Below are 25,172 nucleotides of genomic sequence, written 5' to 3' on the forward strand. Positions count from 1 at the left end.
ATACTTAATCATATTCAGGGCTTCAACCTGTCGTGAAGTGCGTTAAAAATTTCTCATTTAGAACAACTAAATAACGAAATTTTTGCCTTGTTATCAACGAGGTTTTATTGCCTCAAAATAGACTACTTAATTAAGCTGATTGGTATAATAGAAAACTCTGAAGTGCCCTCTGGCAGGGCTTTATTGCTTAGGGAGACTCTTACCCAAAAAACCACACCGCGCGGCTGTTCGCTGACATCTGAAAGCTGATAGCTCTTTTTATGTTGGGTTTCGCTTCGCTCTACCCAACCTACGCCAGGCCTTAAAACTTTCCCCTTGCTAACTCGCTAACTTTACTCTAGCAACTCGCAACTCATCAGCTTATGAACCAAAAACAAAAACGCCAGCATACAGCTGGCGTTTTTTAATCTGAGGGTAAGCTTGGTATTAAGCTTTTGGACCTGCTGATTTGATTGCTTCTGAAACATCGTATTTAGCGAAGTTTTCAGTGAAGTCAGAAGCTAGTTTGTTTGCATATTCTGCGTACTTCTCTTTATCTTCCCATGTATTGACTGGGTTAAGAAGTTGGCTGTCTACACCAGGAACAGCCACTGGTACATCTAGGTTTAGAACGTCGATGTGTTGAGTTTCAACATCTGCCAGTTTACCTGATACGATTGCATCAACTACAGCACGTGTAGTCGGGATATCGAAGCGTTGACCAGTACCGTAAGGGCCACCTGTCCAACCTGTGTTAACTAGGTATACTTTAGCGCCGAATTCACGTACACGCTTCATTAGAAGCTCTGCATAAACGCCAGCAGGACGAGGGAAGAAAGGAGCACCGAAACATGTTGAGAATGTAGACTCGATGTCGCTTGTAGAACCGATTTCAGTTGAACCGACTTTCGCTGTGTAACCGCTTAGGAAGTGGTATGCAGCAGCTTCTTCAGTTAGTACTGAAACTGGTGGTAATACACCGCTTACGTCGCATGTTAAGAATACAACGGCTTTTGGCTCACCAGCACGGTTTTCTACTTTACGTTTTTCAACGTGCTCTAGTGGGTAAGCAGCTCGGCTATTTTGTGTAAGGCTTGTATCATGGAAATCTGGTACACGGTTTTCGTCAAGTACCACGTTTTCTAAGATTGTACCGAAACGAATTGCATTCCAAATTACTGGTTCGTTCTTTTGTGAAAGATCGATACATTTAGCATAACAACCACCTTCGATGTTAAATACGCTACCAGGTGCCCAACCGTGCTCGTCATCCCCAATAAGGAAACGAGTAGGATCTGCAGATAATGTTGTTTTACCTGTACCAGATAGACCGAAGAATAACGCAGTGTCGCCTGCTTCACCTACGTTTGCAGAGCAGTGCATTGGTAATACACCTTTTGCAGGAAGTAGGAAGTTTTGTACAGAGAACATTGATTTCTTCATTTCGCCAGCGTAGCGCATACCAGCTAGTAGAACTTTACGTTGTGCGAAGTTAATGATTACAGTGCCGTCACTGTTAGTACCATCACGCTCTGGGTCACATACAAATGAAGGTACATTCATTACCTGCCACTCAGGGAAGTCTGCAGTATTGTATGTTTGAGGTTCGATAAACATGTTTTTGGCAAAAATATGATGCCATGCAGTTTCTGTTGTAACTACAACTGGTAAATAGTGCTCAGGATCAGCGCCAACTTCTAGGTGAGAGATGAAGTGGTCGTTGCTTTTCACGTGTTCTTCTACACGTGCCCATAACGCGTCAAACTTGTCTGCATCGAATGGGCGGTTAACGTTGCCCCATTGGATTTCGTTTTCAGTGCTTGGCTCTTGAACAATAAAACGATCTTTTGGAGAGCGGCCAGTGCGAGCACCGGTTTTAGCAACAAAAGCACCATTAGCGGCTAGAGTCCCTTCGCCACGACGAATAGCGTGTTCGACAAGTTCAGCTGCTGTAAGATCAACAAAACTAGTAGCGTTTGCAGTCATGTTTATACCTAAATTGTGAGAGATTGAACGGGATAGCTCTGGGGTTCTTAGTTTTCCCTTTTGCTAAAATAATAGTAACAGAAGGATTAGGGATATTCGAGTGTCTGAAGGGCCTAAAAAGGCATATATTTGGCAAAAAACATGAATAATTTCAATGATACCGGTGTCATAAAATGACGCATTTTCATGACACCGGTATCATTAGTTTTGATATTATTTTTAATATAAAAGCCGCACTGATGGCGGCTTTGAATATAATAATTTTTATTATGATGTATTAATTAAAAATGGCTTTAATATCTTGCTCGTTGAATATGTAATCTTTTAAGCAATAATGACAGCTAATTTTTACTTCACCATTTGCTTGCACGTCGGCAAGTAATTCGTTTTGACCTACATTAACTAGTGCAGCAATTGTTTTGTCTCTGCTACAACCACAACGGAAACTAATAGACTGTGGTTCGAATAACTGAGGATTATCTTCATGGTAAAGTCGAGTCAGCACAGTGTTAGCATCTAAACCTAGTAACTCTTCATCTTTGATTGTGTTGCTAATCGCTTCTAGATGAGTAAAGTCTTCTACCGACTTTTCTTTATTAACGGGTAATACTTGTAAGAATAAGCCTGCTGCTTTTGCTGTGTCTGCTGTTACTTCAGTCGCAAACCAAAGACGTGTTTTTAATTGTTCCGATTGCTCAAAATAGTTTTCAAGGCATTTATCTAAGCTATCGTGTTCTAACGGTACAATACCTTGGTATCGCTCACCTTTAGTTGGCGTAATTGTAATAACCATATAGCCATTACCAATTAAGTCTTTTATTGAGCTACCGGTTACTTCACCTTGAAGGCGTGCGATGCCTCGCATGTTTTGTTTATCGTCACCATTAATTACGGCATATTTTACTGGGCCATCGCCTTGTAGTTGAACGGCAATTTCGCCTTCAAACTTTAAAGTAGCCGTCAATAAGCAGGTAGCAACAAGTAGTTCACCTAATAAGGTTTGCACAGGTGCTGGATAATTATGGTTTGCGATCATCTCTTGAAAAGTGTTTTCAATTTGTACGAGTTCACCACGTACATCGAGCTGATCAAATATATAACGATGAAGTAAATCTTGTTGCATGAGTTGCATTACCTAACTTGATTTCATTTTTAACAGTTCACGCCTTTGCTTCTTATCTGGTTTACGATCAGGATGTGGAGCAAAGAAGCTGTTGTTCTTACGGGCGATAGCATTTGCTTCGCGTTTCTCAATGCTTGCTTGAGTTTCTTGGTATAAGGTTTGTGCAATGGGGGCGCCTTGACGTTTTTCAAGGATCTTTTCAATTGTCACTACCTTTTCATCGACCCCTTGTAGTAGTTTAACTACTGCACCTACCTCGACAATTTTACTGGGCTTGGTACGTTGTCCATTATAATGCACTTTGCCACCTTGCACCATGTCTCTTGCTATTGAACGGGTTTTGTAAAAGCGGGCAGCCCATAACCATTTATCAAGGCGCACGCTTAATTCGTCTTGTTTGTCTTGTGACTTATGAGTGTTACCTTTTGACACAATTGTGCTCTTTTATAGCTGCTGATATATAGGCAAAATTTACCATGAAACTTAATCACAAAGAAACAGTCATAGTTATTCCTTGCAGCCCCTGTTCGTTGAATTTACCTTGTTTACAAAGTTTAATATACGTGTGCTTGTTGAATGAAAAATGAAAAGGTACTATAGGCCAGCTATCAAGCAGTAAATTAAAATAAGAAATAGAGTTTATGGATCAACACTTACAACAAGTTAAACAGTTTTTGAACGGCTTACCTCATGCCAAGCTAAGTGCATTTGTAGTGCTGTTAGTTGTTGTTTACATTGCTTTTTTGTCATCCAAGCTGTTTTGGCTTGTATGGCCAGAACCCGATACAAGCGCATTGCCAGTAACAGGTGTTAATACCATGGCAAAGCGAGTTGAGACTGTCAGTTCTCGACAAATAATTGAGCAAAATTTATTCGGCAAAGTTGTTGTCGAAACTAAAAAGTCTGCCGCTAAACAAAATCAAGTCATTAACAACGCCCCTGAAACACGTCTCAGTATTAACCTAACCGGCATTGTTGCTGTAAGCCAAAATGACCAAGCAGGTCTTGCTATTATCGAATCTCAAGGAAAACAAGAAACCTATGTTGTCGATGATGCAATTAAAGGCACTCGCGCCAAGCTTGCTCAAGTATTACCTGACCGAGTAATTTTAGATGTTAGCGGTCGTTTTGAAACGTTAATGCTTGATGGTCTAGATTTTACGAAAACGGTGTCTATGCCAGTGTTAGCAGAGCGTGATGAATCAGAATTAACTGCAGGCCCTCAGCTTGTCGAAAATAATGAAATAAATGCGACTGAAGATGAAGAGGTAAAAGAAGCGCTCATCGAAACGCGTGAAGAAGTATTAGACGATCCCGGTAAACTATTTGACTACATTCGCGTCTCTCAAGCGATGGTTGATGGCGAGTTAGTGGGGTACCGCTTAAGCCCAGGTAAAGATCCTGCTTTATTCAAGCAAATGGGATTAATGAATAATGATTTAGCTATTGCGATTAATGGCTATCAATTAAATGATTTGAAACAGGCAATGTCAGCAATAAACGAATTACGAAATAGTACTGACGCAAGTATCACTATCGAACGCGATGGTGAGCAAATTGATGTGCAATTTAGCCTGCAATAACTAGCTTTGGAGTTTTTATAGAATGGTTCACGCGCTACACCTCACAAAAATCAAAAAAGGGTTAGCTAAATATGCAGCGCTTTTTTTATTAACAGGATTATCGCTTTCAGTTTCAGCTGTTGAGTATGCGGCTAATTTTAAAGGCACTGATATTAATGAGTTTATTAATATCGTTGGTAAAAATTTAAATAAAACCGTCATTATTGACCCAAATGTGCGTGGCAAAGTAAATGTGCGCAGTTATGAGTTAATGGATGAAAAGCTTTATTATCAGTTCTTTTTAAATGTACTTGAGGTTTATGGTTATTCAGCTGTAGAGATGGATAACGGTATTATCAAAATTGAAAAAAGCTCTGACGCTAAAAAGTCAAATGTACCGCTTATCACTGAGGATAACCAAGCCAGTGGCGATATGATGGTAACGCGAGTTGTACGTGTTAAAAATGTAAGCGTACAAGAGCTTGGCCCGCTGGTTCGTCAATTTAGCGATCAAAAAGATGGCGGCCACGTTGCTAACTTTAATGCTGCGAACGTGATGATGTTGACCGGCCATGCAGCGTCAGTTAACCGCTTAGTAGAAATTATCCGCTCTGTTGACCAAGCTGGTGACAAGCGTGTTGATATTGTAAAGCTTAAGTTTGCTACCGCAGATGATGTTGTGTCTGTTGTTGAGAATATTTATAAAGATGGCGGTAAAGGAAGCGTTCCAGAATTTCTAATTCCTAAAGTAGTTGCTGATGGTCGAACTAACAGTGTGATTGTCAGTGGTGAAGCGCAAGCGCGTACTCGTGCTGTTGAATTAATTAGCCGTTTAGATGGTGAATTAGAAAACCAAGGTAACACTAAAGTTATCTACCTTAATTACGCCAAAGCAGAAGACCTTGTAAAAGTATTGCAGGGCGTAAGCAAAACACTAGCAGAAGATGCGCAAGGCGGTGCAACTAAAACGCGCTCTCGTAATCAAAACGAAACAAGTATTGAAGCACACCCTGATTCAAATTCACTTGTTATTACTGCACAGCCTGACACCATGCGCTCGCTTGAGCAAGTAATTGAGCGTCTTGATGTGCGTCGTGCGCAAGTTTTAGTTGAAGCTATCATTGTTGAAGTTTTAGAAGCTGATGGTATCAACTTAGGCTTACAGTGGATTTCAGAGCAAGGCGGAATGATGCAGTTTAACAACGGCACAACAGTACCAGTTGGTTCGTTAGCCGTTGCAGCTGAACAAGCACGCGATAAAACGATTGAAGGTACGGTTGTAGGTACCGAAACTGGTACAGTCACCAAGACTTCTGAAACACAAGAAGGTGACTTAACGGCACTTGCCTCATTACTAGGTGGTATCAATGGTTTAGCCATGGGGATTGTTAAAAACGATTGGGGTGCAATTATCCAAGCTGTTTCAACCGATACAAACTCTAATATTCTTGCTACGCCGTCTGTAACGACCATGGATAACGAAGAAGCATCAATGATTGTTGGTCAAGAAGTACCGATTATCACAGGTTCGCAAACAGGCTCAAATAATGCGAATCCATTCCAAACAGTTGAACGTCAAGAAGTAGGTGTAAAACTTAAAGTGACACCACAAATCAATGACGGTTCAGCAGTTCAGTTAACGATTGAGCAAGAGGTTTCGAGTGTAAGTGGTGCTACTGCGGTCGATATTTCGGTAAACAAACGTGCAATTAAAACCACGGTTATGGCTGATGATGGCGGCATGGTTGTACTGGGTGGCTTGATTGATGAAGATGTGCAAGAAAGTGTTTCTAAAGTACCGTTATTAGGTGATATCCCAGTACTTGGCCATTTATTCCGCTCAACCAGCACCAGTAAGCGTAAACGTAACCTGATTGTATTTATTCGCCCGACCATTGTACGTGATGGCATCAGCATGAATAAATTAAGCCACTCAAAATATAACTTTATCCGTGGCGAACAACACAAACAAAAAGAAGATGGTATTGATTTAATGCCATTAGAAGATGCGCCAATTCTTCCAGAGTGGGATGATGCCTTAGTATTACCACCAACTTACGAAGAATATCTAAAACAACAAAACGCGAATGAGCGCAATGATGACTAATGCAATTTCTGAAATCAATGACGAGCTAGCATCAGACGTATCAGCTAATCATGATGAGCTGCTAACAAGTGATGATCTTGTTAGCTTGCCAACTAAGCGGTTGCCATTCTCGTATGCGCGTCGCACAGGTGTGCTGTTAGGTAAAGATCAAGACAACTGGACAGTTTATTACCGCGGTGAGTTGGATGTTAACGCTTTACTTGAGGTGCGTCGTATTGCGGGTCATGGTTTTTCGCTAGAACAATTACCTGATGATAAATTTGAGCTGTTGCTTGAGGCTTCTTATCAGCGTGATAGTTCTGAAACACAGCAAATGATGGAAGATATCGGCAACGAGGTTGATTTATTCTCGCTTGCAGATGAGTTACCGCAAACTGAAGATCTCCTTGCAGGTGATGATGATGCGCCAATCATCAAGCTGATAAACGCGATGCTCAGCGAAGCAATTAAAGAAGGTGCTTCAGATATTCATATCGAAACCTTTGAGCAAGAGCTGGTAATTCGCTTTAGGGTTGATGGCGTATTAAAAGAAGTTTTAAAGCCGAATCGTAAACTCGCTTCACTGTTGGTGTCGCGTATTAAGGTTATGGCGAAACTAGATATTGCTGAAAAGCGGATTCCGCAAGATGGCCGTATTAGTTTGCGTATTGCTGGACGTGCCGTAGATGTGCGTGTATCGACTATGCCATCAAGCTTTGGTGAGCGTGTCGTGCTACGTCTACTTGATAAAAACAACGCACGCCTGAACCTAGAAGATTTAGGTATGACTGAGCGTAACCGTGAATTGTTTGCTGATTTAATCAGTAAGCCACACGGTATTATCTTAGTAACCGGTCCTACGGGTTCTGGTAAAAGTACCACCTTGTATGCGGGCATGAGCCAAATTAATTCACGGGACCGTAATATTCTTACCGTTGAAGATCCAATTGAGTACGAGATCCCAGGCATTGGTCAAACTCAGGTTAATACCAAAGTTGATATGACCTTTGCACGTGGCTTACGTGCTATTCTTCGTCAAGACCCTGACGTAGTGATGGTGGGTGAGATCCGTGACCTTGAAACAGCACAAATTGGTGTGCAAGCGTCATTAACCGGTCACTTGGTGATGTCAACACTGCATACTAACACGGCTGCTGGTGCTATCACGCGTATGGAAGACATGGGCGTAGAGCCTTTCTTACTGTCATCATCGTTACTCGGTGTATTGTCACAACGCTTAGTGCGTACTTTGTGTAATAGCTGTAAAGAAGGTCACATTGCTGATGAGCGCGAGTGTCAGTTACTAGGTGTTAATCCTGCTGAGCCGCCAACAATTTATCGTGCAGTTGGTTGTGAAGAGTGTAACTTTAATGGTTATCGCGGTCGTACGGGTATTCATGAATTGCTGGTTGTTGATGAAACAATTCGTGAAATGATCCACAGCGGTAAAGGCGAACAAAGTGTTGAAAAGTATATTCGTAAACATAGCCCAAGTATTCGCCAAGATGGTTGTAATCGCGTGCTTGCAGGTCGCACTACCTTAGAAGAAGTCTTGCGTGTAACACGTGAGGAAGGTTAATCATGGCAGCATTTGAATACCGTGCCCTCGACGGCAGAGGTAAAGAGAAAAAAGGCATTCTTGAAGCCGATACGGTAAAGCAAATCCGCCAAACTTTGCGCGATCAAGGTTTAATGCCTTTAGAGGTCGTTGCTGCTGCAGAAGGTGAAAAGCAAGCTACTGGGGCAAAGGGCTCTTTATTTGGGAGTTTCTTTAAACCAAAAATTTCGACTTCAGATTTAGCATTAATCACCCGTCAGCTTGCAACCTTAATCCAGTCAGCATTACCTGTTGAAGGGGCTGTCATGGCGGTGGCTGAGCAATGTGAAAAGCCGCGTTTAAAGCGCATGCTTATGGCCGTGCGCTCAAAGGTTGTTGAAGGTTATACCTTAGCTGATGGCATGAGCGAGTTTCCGCATGTCTTTGATGATTTGTATCGTGCTATGGTGGCAGCTGGTGAAAAATCGGGTCACCTAGACCAAGTTTTAAATCGTTTAGCAGATTACACGGAACAACGTCAGCATATGCGTAGTCAAATCACACAGGCGATGGTGTATCCAACCATTCTTGTGGTATTTGCTATTGCGATTGTCTCTGTATTGTTAGGTACTGTGGTACCTAAAATCTTGAAGACCTTCGAAAAATCAAAACAAGTATTACCCTGGACGACTGAATGGGTAATGGCCGCCAGTAATTTTGTGCAAAACTACTGGTTTATTAGTTTAGTCATTATAACCGTGTTAGCTGTGGCCATTAAGCAAGCGCTTAAACAGCCGCATATTCGTTACTGGTATGACGAAAAAGTGCTGCATTTACCGGGCATTGGTAAGGTAGCTCGCGGTGTTAATACGGCGCGTTTTGCCCGAACTTTAAGTATTTTATCGTCAAGCTCAGTGCCGCTACTTGAAGGGATGCGTATCTCTGGTGGTGTACTGGCTAACGAAAAAATGAAAAAGTCGGTGCAAGATGCTGCAACACGTGTAAGTGAAGGGGCGAGCCTTCGTGCTTCACTTCAACAAACCAAACTTTTCCCACCTATGATGCTACACATGATAGCCAGTGGTGAAAAATCAGGTGAACTTGAGCAAATGCTGGAACGTGCTGCAAATAACCAAGATCGTGAGTTTGAGAGCATGGTAAACGTGTCTCTGAAACTATTAGAGCCCGCGATGATTGCTTCAATGGCGGTAATTGTATTGTTTATTGTTATGGCAATACTACAGCCGATTATGGCAATGAATAAGGCTGTAGGTCTTTAAATTAGGGAACACTAGAGCAATTAGCAGCTAACACTGCCGCTCTATAATAAATTTTTGAAGAAAGTTAGAGGTATTTTTGTGAACAAACAGTCAGGTTTCTCATTACTAGAAGTCATGGTAGTACTGGTTATTATCGGTATGATCATGTCAATTGTGGCGCCAAATATCATGGGTCAGCAAGAAGAAGCTGCAATCGATAAAGCACACTTAGATATTCAACAAATTGAAGATGCGTTAAGCCTATACAAGCTTAAAAACAAAGCGTATCCAACCACAGAGCAAGGCTTAGAAGCGCTAGTGAATAAAACAAGCATTGAGCCAATTCCAAAGCGTTTTCCTGATGGCGGTTTCCTTGAGAAGTTACCAGAAGATCCATGGGGTAATCCTTACCAGCTAATCAGCCCAGGAGAAATCGGTAAAATTGATATCTTCTCAATGGGTCCTGATGGTGAAGCAGGTACTGATGATGACATCGGTAACTGGGATGAAGAAAAGTAATAATGCCTAAATTCAGCCAACTGAACAAAGCTTATACACATCAAGGCTTACTATTATGGTAAGCCTTGGTCTTTTGCGTTTGGCTGGCCGTGCTAAGCACGCGAAAGGGTTTAGCCTCATCGAAATATTAATGGTGCTCGTGGTGATTGGTTTTGTCACCAAAATGGTTGCCTACAGTTTTGATGGAGGTGCTGAAGAAGAACTCGAAAAACAAGCGCTCAGATTACATACTACGATTAATATGGCGTCTGAGTTTGCGATTTTAAATCAGGTTGAGCTGGGCTTTCATCTTGACCAAGATACATTTGAATTTTTAGTTTTTGACGGTGATAAGTGGGTTACTTTTGACCGTGAAAAATTGTTTGCCCCAATTAAGGTTGATGAGCGCTTTGAACTCACTCTTAACCTTGATGATTTAGCCTGGGCACAAGATAACTTGCTAGAGCAGTCCAACTGGCGTGAATTAATGAGCGGTGGTGACGAAGACAGCTTACTTGAGCTGCAAAAGCTCAAAATACCGCAAGTCCTTATTTTATCTTCTGGCGAAGTCAGTGCGTTTCAATTGATTTACGAGCTTAAAGATGAGCGTGAACCACAGTATTTTATCGAAGGCGAATTTATGGCCCCGGTAAAGTTTCGTATGGAGCCTGAGTAATGAATAAGTCAGCAGGTTTTACCTTACTCGAAGTGATGGTTGCCTTGGCTATTTGTGCAATGGCCGGTATTGCCGCAATGCAGGCAACCGGTGAGCACATTAATCACCTATCGTCGATTGAAGAACAAACTTATGCTTCTTGGGTTGCCGAGAACGTAATGGTTGAGCAGCGCGCTAAAGGCGATAAATGGACAGGCAAAAGTGGCGTCAAAGGCACTGAAACGCTCGCTGGTTTTGAATGGTACTGGCGTCAGGACGTGGTTCCTACTGCTGATAAAACCTTTGTAAAGGTCACCATTAACGTGTTCGCCGATGAAAAGCTTGAATACCCAGTGTATGAGCTTTCTACTTATTTGAATAAAGGTGATAAGTAGTGAAGCAACGCGGTTTTACCTTACTTGAAGTAATTGTCGCCATGGGCATTTTAGCCTTTGTGGTGTTATCGACCCATCAAATTCTTGATTCGACAACCAAAGCAAAAGAAGCCTCAGACGAGACGATTGCTGAGTTAAATGGTTATCAAACCTTATTTCGTTTGATGGACCAAGATTTTAGTCAAATGACTAAACGTCAGGTTCGAAACGAAGCCGGTGATTTTCAAGACACGTATGTTTTGGCTGGTCGTTATATTCTTGATAGCCAATACGATGGTATTGGCTTTGTTCGTGATGGTTGGATTAACCCAATTAATCTATTGCCGCGCTCTGAACTGCAAGCGGTTGGTTATCGCGTGATAGATGATAATCTTGAACGAGTGTATCGGGTGTATGTTGATCAACTAGATAACATGGAGCCGCGCTCACAAGTTATTTTAGAAGATATTGAAGATCTGAAGTTTGAATTTTTAGATGACAAAGACGAGTGGCAAGAGCAGTGGCAAATTAAAGCGCTGCCAAAAGCGGTTGCAGTCACTATTCAAAAAATAGAACAGGAGCCAATTCGTCGCGTGTTTTTGGTGCCAGGTGAGGGCAAAGTAACTACTCAAACAAATAATAGTAATAACGGCGCTAATGGTAATAACAATAATAATAGCGGAACGGGTGGCTAGTCATGACTACAATGAATCGTTCCAAAGGTGCGGCGCTTGTTATTGTGCTATTTATTGTGGCGCTGGCTGCGATGTTAGCCGTTGAAATGAGTGCTAATTTAATGGTGCAAGTGCAGCGTAGTAGCAATATTCAAAACCATCAACAGGCTAAATGGTATGCCTTTGCAGCTGAAGAGCTCGCAATTAAAGCACTAAAACAAACTAAAAAAGATGATCCTGATAAAACGCATTTAGAGCAAATTTGGGCACAGCAGGGCGGGGTTCCTTATCCTGTTGATAATGGTACCTTAAGTGGCACGATTACTGATTTACAAGCATGTTTAAACTTAAATGCATTGCATGTAAAACCAGATCCGCAGACGGATCCAAATAATAAAACGAACCCAGCACATAAGGCATTGTTGGCATTATTAGAAAACATTGAGAATTTACCAACGGATGAATCAGAAGAAGCCATGGCCGATAGTGTGTTTGATTGGTTAGATGAAGATAGTATTACCTATCGCTCGGGTGCAGAAGAAGATGAGTATTTATCTCGACAATACCCATATATGACGGCAAATAGTTACTTTGCTTCGACCTCTGAACTTCGTTTGGTAAAAGGTTTTAACCCACTCGTTATGGAGAAACTCTTACCATTTGTGTGTGTTATTCCTGGCAGTGAGTTGCTGCAAATAAACGTTAATACACTACCTGCAGAAAGTGCGATTTTATTAAGCTCGCTTATTGATGGCTTAAGCCTTTCAGGCGCTGAAGCGGTATTATCATCACGTCCTCAAGATGGGTATGATGATTTAGAAGCTTTTTTTGAAGAGGTTAACCAACAAGGCGCACAAAACGTGAAAGCCGTTGAAAATCTATTCAGTATCAACAGTGAATATTTTAAACTACAAACGCAGGCTGAATTTGCAGAGTTGCGTTTTTCGATGACCACCTTACTCCATGCCACTAATGGTACAGTAACGATACTGGCGCGAAAATTTGGAGGCGTACAGTGACAGAGATATTGTTGATCCGTACGGGTCAAACGTTAAAAGACAGCCTTAACTGGCTAATTTACTCACCAATAGAACAAGAAATAATTGCTAGCGGCGAAATTGCCAATGCAACACAACTTGGTGAGCTAACAGAAAAAGCACAATCACGGGAAGTAGTCGCACTTTTACCAAGCGATCAGGTACAACTTAAAACAGTTACCCTACCAACTAAGTGGAACCGTAAGTTAGAGCAAGCACTTCCTTACATGCTAGAAGAAGAAATAGCCTGTGATGTTGATGACTTGTTCATAGCGATTGCTGAGCCAACACTTGTTGATGAAAAGCACGCTATTAACATCGCGATGACCGATCGTGAATGGTTTGAACAATGGCTAGCAGAGTTTAATGAGCATGGCATCGAAGTATATAAAATACTGCCGGATGCTTTATTGTTACCTGATGTTGATGACAATACTCAGTTACGCGCTATTGAGCTTAATGGCCAGTGGCTATGTAAACAGGGTAACTGGCATATTGCCGCTGTAGAGCCGAACTGGCTTGCTGGCTATTTAACAGCATTAGGTAACCCTGATGTTGCACACTTTAGCCCTGCAACGGCTTTTCCTGATACAGTTAATCTTAGTGCTCAAACGCAGCAATACGATTTACCTTTAGCCTTATTTGCTAAGCAGTTACCTGAAGTGAAATTCAACCTTCGCCAAGGTGTTTATCAGCTTAAGAAAAAATCAGCGATTTGGTGGGGCTATTGGCAAAAAGCAGCTATTGCAGCAGGTGTTGCACTAGTTTGCAGTGTGGGTGTTAAGTCGCTTGAGCTTTATAAGTTAAATAACCAGCTTGAAGCCGCAAAAGCAGAAGTGGTTGCTAATTATCAGCGTGCTTTTCCAAATAAAAAAGTGCGACCTCAGCTTATCCGTAGTCAAATTCGCAGCGAACTTGCATTGATAGAAGGTGGCAGCACTGCTGGCTTCTTAGATTTGACTAACGATCTTGTCTCGATTTTTAGTGAAGTAAACGACTTCACACCAGAAACGCTTCGCTATGATCAAGGTCGTAACGAATTACGTATTCGCGCGCGCGGCAAAGATTTCCAGTCCTTCAGTAAAGTAAAAGCAATTTTAGAACAGCGTGGCTTAACCGTAGATCAAGGCTCGCTGAACAATGATGGTGATTATGTCGTTGGTGAAATTAAGTTACGAGGTGCGGCATGAAAAACCAAATAATCAATTATTGGCGCTCGTTAAAAGAACAAGAGCAGCAACTTGTAATGGTTGCAGGTGGTGTGTTTGTTATTTTTGTGCTGGTTATGGGGGTCTTTCGTCCACTTAACGCTGCTATCGAAAAAGCAGAGCAAGACACAATAAAACAGCAAGAGCTGTTGGCGTGGGTTGATGAAAGTATTGTAAAACTTAAAGCGAGTGGTAATGCACGTAATACGAGCAGCCGTAGCTTAAGCCAAATCGTTAATAGCACCCGTAATCGTTATCAAATTATCATTAGCAAAATGCAGCCAAATGACAATTCACTTCGTTTAACCATTGACTCTGTTGAGTTTAATAACCTTGTTGAATGGTTAGATGAACTGGTTAATTCACATGGTGTGCTAATCGAGAATTTAGATTTAAGTAAAGATGACAAATCAGGCTTTGTGCGTGTAAGTCGTTTGGTACTAGAGAAGTAAACGATGAAAAGAGTTATTTTATTAATCACAGTGTTTGTGATGTGTTTTTTGGTGTTTACGCTGGTAAAAACACCCGCTGCCGTTGCACTTGATTTAGCCAAGCCACATTTACCAAAGCAATTACAATTAGGTAAAGCCAGTGGCACGCTATGGAACGGGCGCATTATGCAGGTACGTTTTGATGGTGAGCAATTAAACAATGTGCGTTGGCAATTGTCGGGGTGGTCACTGTTTACAGGTAAATTAGTGGGTACGGTACGTTTTGGTGATCCTCGTGATAAAGCGGATATTTCAGGCCATGCTGATTTTTCTTACGGTTTATTTAACCAAGCGGTTACTGTGAAAAAGACCACTTTACGCTTAACAGTTGAACGTGCCATGCAACGTTTACAACTACCTTTGCCGATTAGTGCGCAAGGTCGTGTGATTGTAGATTTAGATGAGTACAGTTCAGGCGAGCCTTATTGTGAAAGTCTAAGCGGCGAAATTGCGAGCCCGAACATTGATGTGAAAGGAATGAATAACTGGTTTAGCATTGGTCCTTTAAGTGGCCGTTTAAGCTGTAAATCCGGTGATGTAGCAGTACTTGTAGACCCTGAAAACCGTTTAGGGCTTGAAGCTGATGCAGTATTAAAAGCGAACCTAGACTTTAAAGTAGCTGGTTATATTAAACCTGAAGCAAGCTTACCGAAAGAAGTGCATGATGCTGCGAAGTTTCTTGGTCGTCCTGATAACGAAGGTCGTTATCCGCTTAACTTTTAAATTGGATTAATTGAATAGTATGCAATTACCTGAGTTTTCAAAGCAGCAAAGCGAGCTTTTAAGTCAGTTTTTAGCGCAGCATCAAGATGCGCTTAGCTTGGCGCAAACCCAAGGTTATTTATTTGCGGTGATCTGTGCTCCTGAGCCGCTTGATGTTCACCAGTGGTTAGAAGAAGTTGCACCTGGTTCTGATGGGCAAATGGATGAGCAAGTGCTGTTTGCATTTATGGCTTTATATCAACAGATCAGCGAACAAGTATTCGAAACGGGTTTTGCATTACCTGTGAGCTTACAGCTGAGCTCGCAAGGGCAACAATACCTAGATATTCAAGAATGTCAGCATTGGAGCCAAGGTTTTATGCATGGTGCGCAAGGTTACGTTAACAAGCTATTAAGCGCGCCACAGTTAGCTGATGAGCTTAAAGAGGCGTTGGCTAGTGCACTGCAAAGTTTAGGCTTTTTTACCCTTGAAACGAGTGAAATTGCAGCCCTTGCAACGGATAATGGTTTATCTGAAGGGCAACTATGCCAGCAGCAATATGAAGTAATGAATGAATTCGCCGCTGGCTTTGCTGAGCTAATTGAAGTCGTTGCTGTAAATAGCCAGCTATATAATGATGAGGGCTGGAGCTAACCCAGCTCTAATAGGATGTCTGTGCAACCTTTGGCGCAGCGTACAACGCCTTTACCTGGCTGATCAGTTTTCAAATCTAAGGTGAGGGCGCCTTTACATACTTCACAGTATAAGGTTTGCCCCTTACCCAGCTTTTTTAACATATTACGCTGTTTTGCAAACGAGTCGCTGGTTTTTTTGTTTAAAGCAGAAAAGTCCATTACTTGTTTAGCCTTTCTTCAAGCGCATTCGAAACAATACTACAAACACGATTCAAGCGTTCGCCATAAAAGTACAAGTTAATATCTTTTTCACGGCAATAATGAAGGTGAAAGAGTTGTAGTTTATCGTCAGTAGTGAATGTGTCTTCAATATACTCAAGCTCTGAGTTTGATAAATTAAGTTGTGACTTAATATTATTTTTAGCCATATTAGCGGCAGGACTTCGGTTTACCTTACTAGCATCAGAAATCATACCGACTCCCTCACCTAGTAACCTGTCCCTAGGTTCTTTGATCAAAGGATGATCAATTGTGAAAAGTGCTAAAATTATAAGCACTAAGATGAGAAATTTTTTCATAGTCCAATAAACTTTGATCTAAATGAATAGGTGGTAGCTGCAAGTTTAATAAAATGGTTGTTTTAAAAGCAAGCAGATACGATTAAATAGTTAAAAGTTCGTATATGAAATCTAACCCTGAAATTTTCCATAGATTGAGTATAATGCAATATATAGATTTAAAGTTTCAGAAATCTTTGAACGTAATGAGATGTATTCTGATTTGCTTATTGGCACAGAAACCTCTTACTGCAAACATATGTTTGAGTATTATTTCCTAGTGGCGTTGAGGAATTTTAATGGATAATCAGATTAAGGTTAAAAATATCCCAACGGAAGTAAAAATCCAGAAACCGGAAAACGCTTCCCTCGATGATAGATTTAATCCACGTAACCGTATTTATGTTCGAGCTGTAACGGGTTTACACCAACTGTTGAGACAACGAATTGGTTTTATCGGCATGCTTGCGTTCATGCTACTACCTTGGATCAACTTCCATGGCCAGCAAGCTGTACTGTTCGATTTGGTAGGGCAAAAGTTTAACATTTTTGGTTTAACGCTTTGGCCACAAGATCTGACTATCCTTGCTTTCATTTTAATGTTGGCGGCGTTTGCGTTGTTCTTAGTAACTACTTTCTATGGACGGGTTTGGTGTGGTTATACTTGCCCACAAACTGTTTGGACTTTCATTTTTATTTGGTTTGAAGAAAAGTTTGAAGGTACAGCTAATCAGCGAAAGAAACTAGATCAACGCCCGATGGACTTTGATAAGTTTTGGCGAAAAAGCGCCAAGCACGGTAGTTGGTGGTTATTCTCACTTTATACAGCGTTTACTTTTGTTGGTTATTTTACGCCTATCCGCCAGTTGCTACCTGATCTTTTTACCCTTGATGCAACAGCGTATTCGTATATTTGTTTAGCCGTATTTGCAGTCTGTACTTATGGTAATGCGGGTTGGATGCGCGAGATTATGTGTTTACACATTTGTCCTTATTCTCGCTTTCAATCAGCTATGTTCGATAAAGACACCTTTACCGTGAGCTATGATGAGGCACGTGGTGAGAGCCGCGGCCCACGTTCACGCAAGCAAGATCCAAAAGAGCTTGGCTTAGGTGATTGTATCGACTGTAACTTATGTGTGCAGGTGTGCCCTACGGGGATCGATATTCGTAACGGCTTACAATATGAGTGTATTAACTGTGGTGCATGTATCGATGCGTGTGATGGGGTGATGGATAAAATGAATTACCCACGCGGACTTATTTCCTACACCACAGAACGCAACTTAGAAACGCCAGACAACAAAACACACGCACTGCGCCCTAAGTTAATTGGTTATTTAGTTATCTTAGTGGTGTTAACAGGGGCGCTGGTGGCAAATATTGCGATGCGTAAACCGATGGAGTTGGATATCATCCGTGACCGTAATCAGCTATACCGTGTTGACTTTAATGGCCTAGTTGAAAACACCTATACACTAAAAGTAATTAACAAAGCTCAGCATCAGCAAACCTTTAATATTCGTGTTGAAGGGCTTGATAACTTTGAGTACATTGGCAAACAAACTTTCACAGTACCTTCTGGCGAGTCTTATAACGTGCCACTGTCATTGGTTGTTGATCCATATGATTTGAAAAAGCCGATGACGAAGTTTGAGTTCGTACTTTCTGTCGATGGTGAGCCTGATGTGCAGATTTCACAGCCGAGTAACTTCTTTAAGGCGCGATAATTAAGTACACTGAGCGAATGAATAAAAAGCGGGATTTTCCCGCTTTTTTTATATGATGAGGCATTATGAGTAAATTTAGTTTTGTAGACCTTACACCCGATTCAATTTTAGATGCGGTTGAAAGTATCGGTGTTTATGCTGAATCAGGGCTGCTGGCATTAAATAGCTACGAGAACCGTGTTTATCAATTTAAAGCAGAAGATGGCCATCGTTATGTTGTTAAGTTTTACCGTCCAGAGCGCTGGAGTAAGGCGCAAATCTTAGAAGAGCATGCATTTGCATTTGAACTCGCTGAGGCCGAAGTGCCAGTTGTTGCACCTGTAATTATCGAAGGGCAAAGCTTATTTGAGCATGATGGTTATTTGTTTACGTTATTCCCAAGTGTGGGCGGGCGTATTTTTGAAGTTGATAATTTAGATCAACTCGATGTACTTGGCCGCTTAATTGGGCGAATGCACCAACTAGCAAAAGCAAAGCCATTTGAACATAGACCTGTGATCAGCTGTGAAGAATATCTTAAGACAGCTAAAGTTCAGTTACAGGCAAGTAACTTGGTGCCAATGGCATTAGAGAACGCCTTTTATACTATTTTAGATTTGGTGATCAAAGAAACCACACAGCAGTATAAAAATGTTGAAACTATTCGTCTGCACGGTGACTGTCATGCCGGCAATATACTGTGGTCTGGTGATGCATTAATGTTTGTTGATTTAGACGACAGCCGACAAGGGCCTGCAATTCAAGATCTTTGGATGATGCTCAGTGGCGATCGTAACAATCAACTGTTACAGTTAGACACTTTAGTCGCAGCGTACGAAGAATTTTGCGATTTTGATCACAGCCAATTAAAGCTGATTGAACCACTTAGAGCGATGCGAATGGTGCATTACATGGGCTGGTTGGCGAAAAGATGGGATGATCCTGCGTTCCCGCGGAACTTTTCATGGTTTGCTGAAGACAAATACTGGGAGCAGCAAATACTAGCGTTAAAAGAACAGCTTGCAGCGCTACAAGAAGCACCATTAAAATTATTACCATAAATTTTTAAAGTTAATAAAGTCGAGAGAACAATGTTTAAAAAATTAAAGTTAAGTCTACTCATTTTATGTTTACCTTTTGCGGCCTTTGCTGCTGATTTTGAAGCAGGTAATCAATACGAAGTATTAAAAGTTGAGAAAAGTGCAACACCTCAAGTAACCGAGTTCTTTTCATTTTATTGCCCACACTGTTTTCAGTTTGAACCAGTTGCAAAAGCATTAACGGCAAGTCTTCCTGAAGGGACTGAATTTGTAAAAAGTCATGTTAACTTTTTAGGCGGTGTGTCTAAGCAAACTCAAAGTAACTTAAGCTATGCCTACTTAATTGCTAAGCAACATGGCAAAGCAGAACAAGTAGCTGATCAAATCTTTAACAGCATCCATAGACAACGTGCCTTACTTAAAGACATGAAAGACGTTAAAGCACTACTTGCAACTAATGGTATTAGTAATGAAGTGTTTGATGCTGAAATTGCAAGCATGCCAGTGATTAGCGCTGAAAAAGCGATGCAAGATAAGCAGCAAAAATATTCAGACATGGGCGCCTTAACAGGTGTACCAACTTTTATCGTCAATGATAAATACAAAATTAATTTAAATACCATCAAGAGCCAGCAGATGCTTGATGAATTAGTCGAATTTTTATTAAAACAATAATTTTGGAGTAAAGAAGTAATGATCAAGTTAGTAAAAGCTGTATTAATGGCTGCCACGCTAGGTTTAGCGGCAAATGCCTCAGCTGCTCAATATGAAGAAGGTAAGCATTATGAAACGATTGATGCACGCGCTTCTAAAAAGCCAGAAGTAAAAGAGTTCTTCTCATTCTACTGCCCACACTGTAATAACTTCGAGCCAGTTGTGAAAGAGCTTAAAACACTTCTTAAAGATGGCGTTAAATTCAAAAAGAGCCATGTTGATTTTTCAGGTCCTCGTGACCCAGAAATTCAAACCATCTTAGCGCAAGGTTATGCGACGGCTAATGTGTTACCACAGAAAGACGCGTTAGTAGCCGCTGTGTTTAATCATATTCACGGTAAGCGTGCTCGTATTAACGAACTAGCTGATATGAAAGACATCTTTGTTTCACAAGGTGTATCGGCTGAAGATTTTGATAAGTACTACAACAGCTTTTCTGTACGTACTATGGCGTCTAAAATGAAACGCGACCAAGAATACTACCAACAAAAAGGTGCTTTAAAAGGCGTTCCAACTTTTATTGTTAATGGTAAATATCGCTTAATCTTAGGTGCGGACTCAGGCATCAGTGATGCAAAGAGCATGGCAGATTTAATTAACTACCTAGCTGATAAATAAGCTAATTAGTTAAATTTAATTCAAAGCTCCGTTCGCGGAGCTTTTTTATTGGTAAAGCAAATGCAAAAACTATTAGTTTCAAGCTGTTTGTTAGGAAACCCTGTTCGTTATGACGGGCAATCGCAAAACTTACTCCATCCTGGTTTAGAAACTCTTAAACAGCAAGAAAGGCTCGTTGCATTCTGCCCTGAAGTAGCTGGTGGCTTACCTACACCAAGGCCGCCTGCAGAAATCAAAGTGGGTAGAGTACTTACCAAAGATGCGCAAGATGTCACAGTGCAGTTTGCTTATGGCGCAGAACAAGCACTTAAACTTTGCAAAAAACAGGGCATTCGCTATGCGTTGTTAAAAGAATCAAGCCCGTCATGTGGTCGCAATACTATTTACGATGGTAGTCATTCAGGAAAGAAAATTTCAGGGATGGGGTTAACTGCAAGGCTGTTAACTGACAATGGTATAGCTGTATTCAGCGAGCAGCAGTTGCCAGCGCTATTTGCTGCGCTGGCAGAGTGATTTTATTTACGTTGTAAAAACACACCTGATTCAATGTGATGGGTGTAAGGGAATTGATCAAAAATTGCAAAACGTTTTACTTCATGGGTTTTGCATAAGTGATCAAGGTCACGTTCTAGGGTATCGGGATTACACGAGATATAAATAATGTTGTCGTAGTTCGCAACTAGGTCACAAGTTAGCGTGTCCATTCCAGCACGTGGTGGATCCACCAAGATTGTTTGGCAGTTATAGCTTTTCAGGTCTATGCCATCTAAACGAGAGAAGGTACGTTCGCCTTTCATTGCTTGAGTGAACTCTTCACTCGACATACGAATGATATCTAAGTTCTCAACCTTGTTTTGTGCAATATTGTATTGTGCTGAGTAAACCGATGATTTTGATATCTCAGTGGCTAATACCTGGTCGAATGAACCCGCAAGAGCAATCGAAAAGTTACCATTTCCACAATATAACTCCAGTAAGTCATTATTGAGGGGTTGGCAAAGCGCTTGTGCCCACTCTAGCATCTTGATGTTTACTTTCGCATTCGGTTGCGTAAAGCTATTTTCGACTTGCTGATAAATAAGCTCTTTACCGTTTACGTTTAAACGCTCGATAACATAGTCATTACCAATCACTTCTTTTTGCTTACGAGCACGGCCAATAAAATCAATCTTAAACTGTGTGCTCAGTTTTGCTTTAAGCTCTTTAATTGCTTGTAGCCACTGCTCATCTAGTTGTTTGTGATACAACAAGCTAACAAGGATCTCGCCACTTAAGCTTGAAAGGTAATCGATTTGAAACAGCTTACGGCGCAGAACTTCATTGTCTTTTAAGTTTTCGATCATCGCTTGCATCACTTCACCCACTAAAGGTGCTGCAGGGTCAAACTCATCTACGCGGATCTTTTCTTTAGTTTGTTGATCAAACATGATGTGAAACAGGTCTTCACCTTCATGCCAAACACGAAACTCTGCACGTTGGCGGTAATGAATAGGATCAGAGCCGAACACTTCTAACTTTTCGACCCCAAAACGTCGAAACTGTGAGGTGATGCGCTGCTCTTTCTCACTCAATTGTGCATCATATTGAGTTGTATCAATTTTTATAACCGCCATGGCTGATTACCTTTTATCTCTTAGCTTTATAACGGCGCTATTGTAGGGAGCGCTGAGGATTTGTCTAGTTTTGTTATTTATTTTAGTGTCGTTTTTTTATACAAAAAACTTAAGTTCTTTGGTTTTTGGCCGATAATGAGTTAACCATAACATGGAGTCGGATCATGAAAATTGGCAACCTAGGCTATATGCCTAATACAAATGTGAATAAATACAATGGTAAACAGGCTCTGCAGCAGCCTACCATTCAAAATCGTCAAGATAGTTATCAACAACGCGGTCGTGAGCTCGCGGCAAAAGTTCTTGATGATAAACTTGCTGAGGCACTTGGTTTACCTAAAGCCGAAGAGAAAAAAGATAAACCGCTGTTCGACTTTGAAGAGATCGTGAAAAACGTACTCGACTTTGTTGGCGGTGCACTTCGTAAAGCAAAAGCCGATGGTGCTGATGATGAAAAACTCAAAGGCATGCTAGGTGATGCACGTAAAGGTGTGCAAATGGGCATCGACGATGCGTATGATGAGCTTAAAGAGTCAGGTATTCTTAACGATGACATCGAAGAGGGTATCGAAAAGTCTAAAGAAGGTATCTTTAAAGGTATTGATGAATTAGAAGAAGACTTGTTCAATCCTAAACCTAATGCGGTTTCAGTTAGCCAAGCTCAATACATCAGCTTAAGTAATAACGCAGAGTACACTTTCACCACCGCTGAAGGTGACGAAGTAAGTATTAGCTTTGCTGATGCATACGAAAGTAAGTCTGCAAGCAGTTATAGCAAAAATGGCGATAACGAAGCCTTTCTCATTGAGTCTTCGCAATCACGTGATTTATCATTCTCTATGTCGGTCAATGGTGATTTAAATGAGCAAGAGCAGCAAGCTATCAATGAATTGATGGAAGACTTGCAGAGTGTTAGCGAAACATTCTTCTCTGGTTCATTAGAAGAAGCCTTTGAACAAGCTAAAGAGCTGAACTTAGGTAACGAGCAACTAGTCGGCTTTACCATGGATCTAAAACAAACCAAAACAGTAGCAGCGATTAAAGGGTATGAAGAATATAAACCTGCTCCTGAAAAAGAAGTTGCTGAGAAAATAGCGCCATTTAATGACGATTTGAAACAGGCGTTTAATAAAGCGGGCGATATTGGTTTGCAAAATGAACTGGCTGGCATCTTACAATGGTTAAACCAAGATAAAGAAGAAGTCAGTAAGCTGGTGGATTATACCAAAGCAATGTTCGAACAAATGAATAAGCTACGCTCGTCAACAGAAGAAGAGGCATAGTCCTTTCTTTCTTTTTATAAAGCTGCATGGCAAACTGCTGATGTTTGATGATCCGAGGTAAGCAGTTTGTCAGTTCATATAATGGTGTTTGATTCTGGTATAGGTGGAACAACCGTACTTGAACAGATCCAAGCATTGATCCCAGATGCTGATTATAGTTATTTTATGGACAATGCTTTATTGCCCTATGGCGCGCAAAGTCAGCAAACGATCATAGCCCGCCTTTTAGCGCTACTACAGTTTATCGAGACAGCAAACTTACAAGTTGATATTCTAGTTATTGCGTGTAATACCGCCTCTACCTCTGCCTTAGATACTATTCGTCAGCACACAAGTATAGAAGTTGTCGGGGTAGTACCTGCAATAAAACCTGCTTGCGCTATAAGTAACAGCAAACATATTGGTTTACTGGCAACACCATCAACCATCAAGAGTCGCTATACTGCAAATTTAATTAGTACTCATAGCCAAGACACACAAGTCAGCTTATATGGCTCAACTGAGCTGGTAGAAATTGCAGAAACACTATTTCATACGCAGAAAATCAATAAAGCAAAGCTTGAGAAAGTATTGAGTAATTTAGCGATAGCAGAAGATATAGATGTACTGGTACTTGGCTGTACACACTTTCCATTACTAGCCAGCGCGATTAGTGACTACTATAAACAACAGATCTTCCTTATTGACTCAGGCAAAGCGATTGCTAAGCGCGTTGAAAGTTTAATTGCTCTACGAGGCTTTACTCTTACTACAGATAAAAAAAAGCCGCTGCACTATTATGCAACGGCTCCTATTGGTCATTCGCAATTAAGCGTTGAGCTTATTACGCTGACTGATCAGATCCCTCACGAAAGCTGTTAGCTTCGTTCTCTTGTTTTTGTTTTGCTTCACGCACTTTTAAAGTACGTTGTTGGAATTCGCTATCATTTAATTGATTGATTGCTTTATCTGCATCAGCTTCAGCCATTTCAACAAAACCAAAGCCACGACGTTTACCTGTATTTTTATCTTTTAATAAACGTACATTGAAAACTTTGCCTTGTTCTTCGAATAAAGCACGAACAACACCTTCATTAGCACGATAAGGTAGGTTGCCAACATAAAGTGTTTTTGTTTTTACTTCGGCCTCCTCACTTGACGCTGATGAAAGTGCTGCAATAACCAAAGCACCAATTAATAAGCCTGCACCAAATAGCAATGCTGGGTCTAAAGCTAAGCTTGCAAGTGCGAACTTAACAACCACAAAACCTAAAACAGCAAGAATAACGGAGAAAAGAAAAGATTTTTGATCGGGTAATTTCATTTTGATCTACCAATAAACAAGAAATAAACATTAATTTAACATTGTGAACTTGCTATCTTAACGAGTTAAATGAACATAGCAATGAAATTTGCATTAAATTATGAATATTGGCTTAAAAAACAGCCATAATAACGACCGTTTTTGCTGTTTTCGGTAAATTTAGTTCGCTTTTTGAGCGAACAGTAAAAAGATCGAAAAAAAGTGTTGATCTGTTTTTGGATCTCCCTATAATGCGACCCCACTGACACGGCGGGCAGCAATGAAAGACGCTGAACAACGTGCAGAGAGTTAAGTGAAACTTAGGTTTCAAATAATCGAAAGAAAGTTTGAAATTAAGTATTGACTCGAAAAATTAAGGATGTATTATACGCATCCCTAGCGACAACGTCGCAACGTTCTTTAACAATATAAAGCAATCATCTGTGTGGGCACTCGTACAGATTGAGTTCTAACAGCGAAGCTTAGTTTACTAAGTGGAGCAAACAAATTTAGAGTCTCAATTTCTTATGAGTGACTATATAGTCAATT

The 25,172-nt window shown here is 40.9% G+C and carries 27 protein-coding genes; 20 read left to right on the plus strand and 7 right to left on the minus strand.

From position 1 onward, the window contains the following. Nucleotides 1-426: 426 nt before the first annotated feature. From CWC02_RS17250 to hslR, 3 genes are all read right to left on the minus strand, one after another. Nucleotides 427-1,965, minus strand: a complete 1,539-nt coding sequence (locus tag CWC02_RS17250) for a phosphoenolpyruvate carboxykinase (protein ID WP_138619571.1) — start codon at nucleotides 1,963-1,965, stop codon at nucleotides 427-429. 277 nt (nucleotides 1,966-2,242) lie between these two features. After that, nucleotides 2,243-3,088 (minus strand): Hsp33 family molecular chaperone HslO, encoded by an 846-nt coding sequence (gene hslO / locus CWC02_RS17255; protein WP_054554862.1) that lies wholly within the window; start codon nucleotides 3,086-3,088, stop codon nucleotides 2,243-2,245. 12 nt (nucleotides 3,089-3,100) lie between these two features. Then, nucleotides 3,101-3,523 (minus strand): ribosome-associated heat shock protein Hsp15, encoded by a 423-nt coding sequence (gene hslR / locus CWC02_RS17260; RefSeq protein ID WP_138601251.1) that lies wholly within the window; start codon nucleotides 3,521-3,523, stop codon nucleotides 3,101-3,103. A 206-nt stretch (nucleotides 3,524-3,729) separates the two neighbouring features. Here hslR and gspC point away from each other — a divergent pair, with 206 nt between their 5' ends. From gspC to CWC02_RS17325, 13 genes are all read left to right on the plus strand, one after another. After that, the gene (gene gspC / locus CWC02_RS17265; protein ID WP_138601248.1) at nucleotides 3,730-4,671 is read left to right on the plus strand and encodes a type II secretion system protein GspC; all 942 of its coding nucleotides are present in this window, start codon (nucleotides 3,730-3,732) and stop codon (nucleotides 4,669-4,671) included. A gap of 22 nt (nucleotides 4,672-4,693) precedes the next feature. After that, nucleotides 4,694-6,757, plus strand: a complete 2,064-nt coding sequence (gene gspD, locus CWC02_RS17270) for a type II secretion system secretin GspD (protein WP_054554840.1) — start codon at nucleotides 4,694-4,696, stop codon at nucleotides 6,755-6,757. Beyond that, nucleotides 6,750-8,315 (plus strand): type II secretion system ATPase GspE, encoded by a 1,566-nt coding sequence (gene gspE, locus CWC02_RS17275; protein WP_054554841.1) that lies wholly within the window; start codon nucleotides 6,750-6,752, stop codon nucleotides 8,313-8,315. Before gspD ends, gspE begins: the two co-directional genes overlap by 8 nt. A 2-nt stretch (nucleotides 8,316-8,317) precedes the next feature. Continuing rightward, the gene (gene gspF, locus CWC02_RS17280; protein ID WP_054554842.1) at nucleotides 8,318-9,553 is read left to right on the plus strand and encodes a type II secretion system inner membrane protein GspF; all 1,236 of its coding nucleotides are present in this window, start codon (nucleotides 8,318-8,320) and stop codon (nucleotides 9,551-9,553) included. A 78-nt stretch (nucleotides 9,554-9,631) separates the two neighbouring features. Further along, complete coding sequence (gene gspG, locus CWC02_RS17285) at nucleotides 9,632-10,051, plus strand: type II secretion system major pseudopilin GspG (protein ID WP_054554843.1); 420 nt, start codon at nucleotides 9,632-9,634, stop codon at nucleotides 10,049-10,051. A 55-nt stretch (nucleotides 10,052-10,106) separates the two neighbouring features. Beyond that, entirely contained in the window at nucleotides 10,107-10,706 is a 600-nt protein-coding gene (locus tag CWC02_RS17290; RefSeq protein ID WP_138619572.1) for a prepilin-type N-terminal cleavage/methylation domain-containing protein, read from the plus strand. Next, the gene (gene gspI / locus CWC02_RS17295; RefSeq protein ID WP_054554845.1) at nucleotides 10,706-11,080 is read left to right on the plus strand and encodes a type II secretion system minor pseudopilin GspI; all 375 of its coding nucleotides are present in this window, start codon (nucleotides 10,706-10,708) and stop codon (nucleotides 11,078-11,080) included. The genes CWC02_RS17290 and gspI overlap by 1 nt, the downstream gene beginning before the upstream one ends. After that, nucleotides 11,080-11,754, plus strand: a complete 675-nt coding sequence (gspJ, locus tag CWC02_RS17300; protein WP_138601245.1) for a type II secretion system minor pseudopilin GspJ — start codon at nucleotides 11,080-11,082, stop codon at nucleotides 11,752-11,754. Before gspI ends, gspJ begins: the two co-directional genes overlap by 1 nt. Nucleotides 11,755-11,765: 11 nt before the next feature. Then, nucleotides 11,766-12,752, plus strand: coding sequence for a type II secretion system minor pseudopilin GspK (gspK, locus tag CWC02_RS17305; protein WP_138601263.1), 987 nt, complete (start codon nucleotides 11,766-11,768; stop codon nucleotides 12,750-12,752). Further along, complete coding sequence (gene gspL, locus CWC02_RS17310) at nucleotides 12,749-13,960, plus strand: type II secretion system protein GspL (protein ID WP_054554847.1); 1,212 nt, start codon at nucleotides 12,749-12,751, stop codon at nucleotides 13,958-13,960. The genes gspK and gspL overlap by 4 nt, the downstream gene beginning before the upstream one ends. Then, nucleotides 13,957-14,430 carry a type II secretion system protein M gene (locus tag CWC02_RS17315; RefSeq protein ID WP_054554848.1) on the plus strand — a complete coding sequence of 158 codons (474 nt, stop codon included), beginning with the start codon at nucleotides 13,957-13,959 and terminating at the stop codon, nucleotides 14,428-14,430. The genes gspL and CWC02_RS17315 overlap by 4 nt, the downstream gene beginning before the upstream one ends. Nucleotides 14,431-14,433: 3 nt before the next feature. Further along, nucleotides 14,434-15,192, plus strand: coding sequence for a type II secretion system protein N (locus tag CWC02_RS17320; protein ID WP_138619573.1), 759 nt, complete (start codon nucleotides 14,434-14,436; stop codon nucleotides 15,190-15,192). A 19-nt stretch (nucleotides 15,193-15,211) separates the two neighbouring features. Further along, nucleotides 15,212-15,826, plus strand: coding sequence for a YecA/YgfB family protein (locus CWC02_RS17325; protein WP_138619574.1), 615 nt, complete (start codon nucleotides 15,212-15,214; stop codon nucleotides 15,824-15,826). Here the strand turns inward: CWC02_RS17325 and CWC02_RS17330 are convergent. Both CWC02_RS17330 and CWC02_RS17335 read right to left on the minus strand, forming a co-directional pair. Beyond that, entirely contained in the window at nucleotides 15,823-16,026 is a 204-nt protein-coding gene (locus CWC02_RS17330; protein WP_105174429.1) for a hypothetical protein, read from the minus strand. The genes CWC02_RS17325 and CWC02_RS17330 overlap by 4 nt on opposite strands. Continuing rightward, complete coding sequence (locus tag CWC02_RS17335) at nucleotides 16,026-16,385, minus strand: hypothetical protein (RefSeq protein WP_054554852.1); 360 nt, start codon at nucleotides 16,383-16,385, stop codon at nucleotides 16,026-16,028. Before CWC02_RS17335 ends, CWC02_RS17330 begins: the two co-directional genes overlap by 1 nt. A gap of 278 nt (nucleotides 16,386-16,663) precedes the next feature. On the opposite strand from CWC02_RS17335, the gene ccoG reads away from it, so the two are divergent. From ccoG to CWC02_RS17360, 5 genes are all read left to right on the plus strand, one after another. After that, entirely contained in the window at nucleotides 16,664-18,094 is a 1,431-nt protein-coding gene (gene ccoG / locus CWC02_RS17340) for a cytochrome c oxidase accessory protein CcoG (RefSeq protein WP_138619575.1), read from the plus strand. A gap of 65 nt (nucleotides 18,095-18,159) precedes the next feature. Further along, nucleotides 18,160-19,134: a serine/threonine protein kinase gene (locus CWC02_RS17345; RefSeq protein ID WP_138619576.1), complete on the plus strand. Its 975-nt coding sequence runs from the start codon at nucleotides 18,160-18,162 to the stop codon at nucleotides 19,132-19,134. A 30-nt stretch (nucleotides 19,135-19,164) separates the two neighbouring features. Beyond that, entirely contained in the window at nucleotides 19,165-19,788 is a 624-nt protein-coding gene (locus tag CWC02_RS17350) for a thiol:disulfide interchange protein DsbA/DsbL (protein WP_138601233.1), read from the plus strand. Between the two features lie 18 nt (nucleotides 19,789-19,806). After that, entirely contained in the window at nucleotides 19,807-20,445 is a 639-nt protein-coding gene (locus tag CWC02_RS17355; RefSeq protein ID WP_138601230.1) for a thiol:disulfide interchange protein DsbA/DsbL, read from the plus strand. A gap of 60 nt (nucleotides 20,446-20,505) precedes the next feature. After that, nucleotides 20,506-20,958, plus strand: a complete 453-nt coding sequence (locus CWC02_RS17360; protein ID WP_138601227.1) for a 2-thiouracil desulfurase family protein — start codon at nucleotides 20,506-20,508, stop codon at nucleotides 20,956-20,958. Nucleotides 20,959-20,960: 2 nt separating this feature from the next. Here the strand turns inward: CWC02_RS17360 and trmA are convergent, their stop codons facing one another. Further along, the gene (trmA, locus tag CWC02_RS17365) at nucleotides 20,961-22,058 is read right to left on the minus strand and encodes a tRNA (uridine(54)-C5)-methyltransferase TrmA (RefSeq protein ID WP_138619577.1); all 1,098 of its coding nucleotides are present in this window, start codon (nucleotides 22,056-22,058) and stop codon (nucleotides 20,961-20,963) included. A 164-nt stretch (nucleotides 22,059-22,222) separates the two neighbouring features. Between trmA and CWC02_RS17370 the strand changes: the two genes are divergently transcribed. Together CWC02_RS17370 and murI are read left to right on the plus strand one after the other, a co-directional pair. Then, on the plus strand, nucleotides 22,223-23,341 hold the full coding sequence (locus tag CWC02_RS17370; RefSeq protein WP_138619578.1) for a DUF5610 domain-containing protein: 1,119 nt from the start codon (nucleotides 22,223-22,225) through the stop codon (nucleotides 23,339-23,341). Nucleotides 23,342-23,407: 66 nt separating this feature from the next. Continuing rightward, entirely contained in the window at nucleotides 23,408-24,202 is a 795-nt protein-coding gene (gene murI, locus CWC02_RS17375; RefSeq protein ID WP_138619579.1) for a glutamate racemase, read from the plus strand. Here the strand turns inward: murI and CWC02_RS17380 are convergent. Beyond that, nucleotides 24,165-24,644 (minus strand): RNA recognition motif domain-containing protein, encoded by a 480-nt coding sequence (locus CWC02_RS17380; protein WP_054564068.1) that lies wholly within the window; start codon nucleotides 24,642-24,644, stop codon nucleotides 24,165-24,167. The two genes, murI and CWC02_RS17380, sit on opposite strands and share 38 nt — an antisense overlap. Between the last annotated feature and the right edge of the window lie 528 nt (nucleotides 24,645-25,172).

The sequence above is a fragment of the Pseudoalteromonas sp. S2721 genome, assembly GCF_005887425.1.
In the GTDB taxonomy this organism is placed as follows: domain Bacteria; phylum Pseudomonadota; class Gammaproteobacteria; order Enterobacterales; family Alteromonadaceae; genus Pseudoalteromonas; species Pseudoalteromonas simplex.

Excerpts from the sequence above, each read along its gene's own strand:
- gspE (WP_054554841.1), top strand. The coding sequence starts at position 6,750 with ATGACTAATGCAATTTCTGAAATCAATGACGAGCTAGCATCAGACGTA.
- CWC02_RS17330 (WP_105174429.1), bottom strand. The coding sequence starts at position 16,026 with ATGGACTTTTCTGCTTTAAACAAAAAAACCAGCGACTCGTTTGCAAAA.
- gspI (WP_054554845.1), top strand. The coding sequence starts at position 10,706 with ATGAATAAGTCAGCAGGTTTTACCTTACTCGAAGTGATGGTTGCCTTG.
- CWC02_RS17290 (WP_138619572.1), top strand. The coding sequence starts at position 10,107 with ATGGTAAGCCTTGGTCTTTTGCGTTTGGCTGGCCGTGCTAAGCACGCG.
- CWC02_RS17335 (WP_054554852.1), bottom strand. The coding sequence starts at position 16,385 with ATGAAAAAATTTCTCATCTTAGTGCTTATAATTTTAGCACTTTTCACA.
- gspD (WP_054554840.1), top strand. The coding sequence starts at position 4,694 with ATGGTTCACGCGCTACACCTCACAAAAATCAAAAAAGGGTTAGCTAAA.
- CWC02_RS17370 (WP_138619578.1), top strand. The coding sequence starts at position 22,223 with ATGAAAATTGGCAACCTAGGCTATATGCCTAATACAAATGTGAATAAA.
- CWC02_RS17360 (WP_138601227.1), top strand. The coding sequence starts at position 20,506 with ATGCAAAAACTATTAGTTTCAAGCTGTTTGTTAGGAAACCCTGTTCGT.
- gspF (WP_054554842.1), top strand. The coding sequence starts at position 8,318 with ATGGCAGCATTTGAATACCGTGCCCTCGACGGCAGAGGTAAAGAGAAA.
- CWC02_RS17315 (WP_054554848.1), top strand. The coding sequence starts at position 13,957 with ATGAAAAACCAAATAATCAATTATTGGCGCTCGTTAAAAGAACAAGAG.
- CWC02_RS17350 (WP_138601233.1), top strand. The coding sequence starts at position 19,165 with ATGTTTAAAAAATTAAAGTTAAGTCTACTCATTTTATGTTTACCTTTT.
- CWC02_RS17325 (WP_138619574.1), top strand. The coding sequence starts at position 15,212 with ATGCAATTACCTGAGTTTTCAAAGCAGCAAAGCGAGCTTTTAAGTCAG.
- gspK (WP_138601263.1), top strand. The coding sequence starts at position 11,766 with ATGAATCGTTCCAAAGGTGCGGCGCTTGTTATTGTGCTATTTATTGTG.
- trmA (WP_138619577.1), bottom strand. The coding sequence starts at position 22,058 with ATGGCGGTTATAAAAATTGATACAACTCAATATGATGCACAATTGAGT.
- CWC02_RS17345 (WP_138619576.1), top strand. The coding sequence starts at position 18,160 with ATGAGTAAATTTAGTTTTGTAGACCTTACACCCGATTCAATTTTAGAT.
- CWC02_RS17250 (WP_138619571.1), bottom strand. The coding sequence starts at position 1,965 with ATGACTGCAAACGCTACTAGTTTTGTTGATCTTACAGCAGCTGAACTT.
- CWC02_RS17355 (WP_138601230.1), top strand. The coding sequence starts at position 19,807 with ATGATCAAGTTAGTAAAAGCTGTATTAATGGCTGCCACGCTAGGTTTA.
- gspC (WP_138601248.1), top strand. The coding sequence starts at position 3,730 with ATGGATCAACACTTACAACAAGTTAAACAGTTTTTGAACGGCTTACCT.
- hslO (WP_054554862.1), bottom strand. The coding sequence starts at position 3,088 with ATGCAACAAGATTTACTTCATCGTTATATATTTGATCAGCTCGATGTA.
- CWC02_RS17380 (WP_054564068.1), bottom strand. The coding sequence starts at position 24,644 with ATGAAATTACCCGATCAAAAATCTTTTCTTTTCTCCGTTATTCTTGCT.
- ccoG (WP_138619575.1), top strand. The coding sequence starts at position 16,664 with ATGGATAATCAGATTAAGGTTAAAAATATCCCAACGGAAGTAAAAATC.
- CWC02_RS17320 (WP_138619573.1), top strand. The coding sequence starts at position 14,434 with ATGAAAAGAGTTATTTTATTAATCACAGTGTTTGTGATGTGTTTTTTG.